The organism is Segeticoccus rhizosphaerae, assembly GCF_009192725.1.
Lineage (GTDB): Bacteria > Actinomycetota > Actinomycetes > Actinomycetales > Dermatophilaceae > Segeticoccus > Segeticoccus rhizosphaerae.
Map to the genome: position 1 here is coordinate 1 of NZ_VOHR01000305.1, position 4,463 is coordinate 4,463.

The window sequence follows — 4,463 nt, forward strand, 5'->3', positions numbered from 1 at the left end:
CACCGCCGACGGGAAGTTCTTCGAGGCGCACGAGCCGCTGGACGAGTACACCCGCTGGCCACTGGTGCAGCAGGAGGTGCACCACCCGCTCGCCCTCGAGGCGCCGGTGGACGACAACGGTGTGCGCCGCCCCGGCAGCGCCAAGGAGAAGGTCCGGGCCCGCCTGTCGCACTTCTACTTCAGCGACCGGATCGAGGCGGTGACGCCCCGCGAACTGGCGGCGGCGCACCACGACGGGTCGACTGAGGCGATCGAGAGCGGGCAGCAGGAGCAGCCGCGCGCCGGTGAGCTCGTGGCCAGCGCCCACGACGGCGACGACCACGACGGAGACGGCCGCCCCTGACCCGGCCGCACCTCCCAGAACAGAACGGCCCGGCAGCGCCACCACGGCGCGGCCGGGCCGTTCTGGTGAGTCCTCGGCGAGATGGCAGGCTGGGCCGCATGGAGATGAGCGCGCAGGAGTTCGAGGAGGCGGTGGGCGACGCCCTGGACGACGTGCCGGCCGAACTGCTGGCCCTCATGGACAACGTCGCGTTCTTCGTCGAGGACGAGCCACCCGCCGAGGACCCGCACCTGCTCGGCATCTACGAGGGCATTCCCCTGACCGAGCGCGATCCGATCTGGCACGCCGGCTCGCTACCGGACCGCATCACGATCTTCCGCGGGCCCACCCTGCGGATGTGCCACACGCGGGACGAGGTGCTCGATGAGGTCGCGGTGACGGTGGTGCACGAGATCGCACACCACTTCGGGATCAACGACGCGCGGCTGCATGCCCTCGGCTGGGGTTAGGGGGGCCGGAACCCCGCAGGTCCTCGGCCGGGCCGGTCGCGTCCAGCTGCTCTCAGATGGCGTGGTCGCCGTGGAAGTACTCGAAGACCCATCCGGTGGCGGCCAGCGCGACCAGCGGGGCGCCGATGAAGACCATCCACCACCCGATTGCCAGGCCGAGGAAGACGACGGCGGCGGAGGCCGCCACGGCCAGCGGCCAGTAGCTGTGCGGGCTGAAGAAGCCGTAGTCGCCGTCGACATCGGAGATCTCGCCGTCGAGGCGGTCCTCGGGACGCGTGTCGAGCTTGCGTCCGGTCCACCACAGGAATCCGCCGATCATCAGGCACAGACCCATGCACAGGTAGAGGCCCACCGGCCCGACCGGCTCGTCCCACTCGGTGGTGACGCCATAGACGGTGCCGACGATCAGGAAGAACGCCGACAGGATCACGAAGAACTTGTATTCGACCTTCATCGTCAGTGACCCTCTCTCCGGTGGTCATCTTGGACGGTCTCGGGACCAGACGAGGGGCCACCGAGCAGCTCCTCCACGACTCCCCTGTCGGGCACGGGCGTCTCGAGCGTGCCGACCTCGGGGTGGTGCAGGTCGAACGCAGGACGCTCGGAGCGGATCCGGGGGATGGAGTCGAAGTTGTGCCGCGGCGGCGGGCAGGACGTGGCCCACTCCAGCGAGCCACCGTAGCCCCACGGGTCGTCGGTCTCGACCAGTGGCGCGGTCCGCCACGCCTTCCACACGGCATAGAGGAACGGCAGCATCGAGGCGCCGAGCAGGAACGCGCCGGCACTGGACACCTGGTTGGCCCAGGTGAAGCCGTCCTCAGGCATGTAGTCCGCGTAGCGGCGGGGCATGCCGATCACACCCAGCCAGTGCTGGATCAAGAAGGTGATGTGGAAGCCGAAGAAGAGCATCCAGAAGTGGATCTTGCCCAGCCGCTCGTCGAGCATCCGGCCGGTCAGCTTGGGCCACCAGAAGTAGAACCCGGCGAACATCGCGAAGACCACGGTGCCGAAGACCACGTAGTGGAAGTGGGCGACCACGAAGTAGCTGTCGGTGACGTGGAAGTCCAGCGCCGGGCTGGCCAGGATGACGCCGGTCAGGCCGCCGAACAGGAACGTGGTGAGGAAGCCGATGCACCACAACATCGGGGTCTCGAAGGTCAGCGACCCGCCCCACATGGTGCCGATCCAGTTGAAGAACTTCACCCCGGTCGGCACCGCGATCAGCATCGTCATGACCGAGAAGAAGGGCAGCAGCACCTGTCCGGTCGCGTACATGTGGTGCGCCCACACGGTCATCGACAGGGCCGCGATGGCGATCGTGGCCATGATCAGGGTCTTGTAGCCGAAGATCGGCTTGCGCGAGAAGACCGGCAGGATCTCGCTGATGATGCCGAAGAAGGGCAGCGCGATGATGTAGACCTCGGGGTGGCCGAAGAACCAGAACATGTGCTGCCACAGCATCGCTCCCGCGTTGGCGGGGTCGAAGATGTGCGCGCCCACGACCCGGTCGGCACCCAGCCCGAAGAGCGCGGCGGCCAGCACCGGGAAGACCATGAGCACGAGGATCGAGGTCACGAGGACCGTCCAGCTGAAGACGGACATCCGGAACATGGTCATGCCGGGCGCGCGCATGCAGATGATCGTGGTGATGAAGTTGACCGCACCGAGGATCGTCCCGAACCCGGCGAGCGCCAGACCGAACACCCACAGGTTGCCACCCAGGCCGGGGCTGTATGTCGTGTCCGACAGCGGCGCGTAGGCGAACCACCCGAAGGACGCGGCCCCCTGGGGAGTGAGGAAGCCGGCCGCCGCGATCAGACCGCCGAACAGGTAGAGCCAGTAGGCGAACATGTTCAGCCGCGGGAACGCCACGTCCGGCGCGCCGATCTGGATCGGCATCAGAGCGTTGGCGAATCCTGCGAACAACGGCGTCGCGAACAGCAGCAGCATGATCGTGCCGTGCATCGTGAACAGCTGGTTGAAGTGCTCGGGGTTGTCGACGACCTGCAGCCCCGGCTCGAACAGCTCGGCGCGGATCAGCAGGGCCAGCAGGCCACCCAGCATGAAGAAGGCAAACGAGGTGATGAAGTAGAGGTTGCCGATGACCTTGTGGTCGGTGGTGGTGGCCCACTTGATCACCGTGCTGCCCGGAGACCGGACCGGCCGCGGCGGAGCCGCGACCGGAGGTGCCGGAGCCGTGGTGGTCGGACTGATGGTGGCCATCACTTACTCCCGTCGTTCGGAGGCAGGTACTGCTGGTCGCGGCCGATGATGCCCTCGCGGCTGAGGGAGTTGGACAGCAGCCCGTTGTTGCCCTGCGCCTTGAGGCTCTTCAGGTGCTGTTGGTAGTCGGCTTCCGAGGTCACCTTGACCCGGAAGAGCATCTCGGAGTGGTAGGCACCGCACAGCTCGGCGCACTTGCCCTGGTACATGCCCTTCTCGGTCGTCACCACCTGGAACCGGTTGACCTGTCCGGGCAGCACGTCGAGCTTCTGCAGGAACTGCGGCACCCAGAACGAGTGGATGACGTCGCGGGAGGTGAGGATGAACTCGACCCGCTTGTTCACGGGCAGCCAGAGGGTGGGCAGCGTCTTCTCCACGCCGGGCTTCCCGGTGAGGTGGACGTGGGTGCCGGCCTCGTAGGTGTTGGCATTGACGTAGTTGAAGTCCCAGCTCCACTGCTTGGCCACCACGTTGATGGTCACGTCGGGCTTCTTGCTGACGTCCATCAGGGCCGACTCGTCCTTGACGGTGTGCGCGAACAGCACGGCCACCATGAAGACCGGGACCACGGTGTAGAGGATCTCGATCGGCACGTTGTAGCGCATCTGCTCGGGGAGGCCGACGTCGTCCTTCTTGCGGCGATAACGCACGACGCACCAGACGGTGAGACCCCACACCAGCACGCCGACGCCGAGCGCGGCGATCCAGGCGCCGTTCCACAGACTCTGCACCTTGGCGGCGTTCTCGGTCACGCCGTGCGGCAGGAAGCCACGTTCCACAGCGGTGCCGCATCCGCTGAGGACGGCCACACACGCCACCGCCAGACCGGCGACGGTCAGGCCGCGCCGCGCGTTCTTCACGCGCGCGGGGGAGTCTTCGTGCCGACGCAAGGGGCGCACCTTCCAGACAAACCGGACAGATTCAGTCGAGCCAACGAGCGAAACCCTACTCCAGCCCGGCTCGTCAGTCCCCCTAGGGCCGGATACCGTCGTGGCGTGCCGTCACCCGTCCCCGCGAACCCGGTCCCGGAGCCTCCCGCCCGTGCCCTGCTGGACGCGGCGCAGGCCCCGATGCTGCCCGCCGCCCGAGCGACCCTGGCGGCCGCGTGGGACCAGGGTTGGGCCGACACGAGCAGGCTGTATGCGCAGGCGCGCACCGCTCGCGCGCTGCTCGACCGGGCCCGGGAGGTCCTCGCCGAGGGCCTCGGGGTGCGCCCTGCCGAGCTCTCGTTCCTGCCCGGTGGCCCGGCGGCCCTGCACGCCGGCATCGAGGGGCTGCTGTGGGCCGGCCGACGTCGTGGCGACCGGCTCGTGGCGTGCGCCGTCGACCACTCCACGGTCCTCACCCACGGTCGACACCGCGCCGCACGGGGTCACGGGTTCGCCGAGGTCCCGGTGGACCACCGTGGCCGGGCCGACGTCGAGGCGTTCACGCGCGATCCCGGATCT

The 4,463-nt window shown here is 68.1% G+C and carries 4 protein-coding genes and 2 pseudogenes; 3 read left to right on the plus strand and 3 right to left on the minus strand.

Translation table 11 applies throughout. From position 1 onward, the window contains the following. Nucleotides 1–343: pseudogene (locus tag FRW57_RS23440) on the plus strand (cytochrome bc1 complex cytochrome b subunit); the annotation flags it as partial. A 104-nt stretch (nt 344–447) separates the two neighbouring features. Further along, entirely contained in the window at nt 448–792 is a 345-nt protein-coding gene (locus FRW57_RS17840) for a metallopeptidase family protein (protein WP_202911389.1), read from the plus strand. Between the two features lie 52 nt (nt 793–844). On the opposite strand, the gene FRW57_RS17845 is transcribed toward FRW57_RS17840, so the two are convergent. Genes FRW57_RS17845 through ctaC form a run of 3 tightly spaced genes read right to left on the minus strand, consistent with a single transcriptional unit; the run spans nt 845 to nt 3,914 of the window. Continuing rightward, entirely contained in the window at nt 845–1,246 is a 402-nt protein-coding gene (locus FRW57_RS17845) for a cytochrome c oxidase subunit 4 (RefSeq protein ID WP_152186625.1), read from the minus strand. A 2-nt stretch (nt 1,247–1,248) separates the two neighbouring features. Next, nucleotides 1,249–3,015, minus strand: a complete 1,767-nt coding sequence (gene ctaD / locus FRW57_RS17850) for an aa3-type cytochrome oxidase subunit I (protein ID WP_152186626.1) — start codon at nt 3,013–3,015, stop codon at nt 1,249–1,251. Then, the gene (gene ctaC / locus FRW57_RS17855) at nt 3,015–3,914 is read right to left on the minus strand and encodes an aa3-type cytochrome oxidase subunit II (RefSeq protein ID WP_373681275.1); all 900 of its coding nucleotides are present in this window, start codon (nt 3,912–3,914) and stop codon (nt 3,015–3,017) included. The genes ctaD and ctaC overlap by 1 nt, the downstream gene beginning before the upstream one ends. A gap of 96 nt (nt 3,915–4,010) precedes the next feature. On the opposite strand from ctaC, the pseudogene FRW57_RS17860 reads away from it, so the two are divergent. Further along, nucleotides 4,011–4,463: pseudogene (locus FRW57_RS17860) on the plus strand (aminotransferase); the annotation flags it as partial.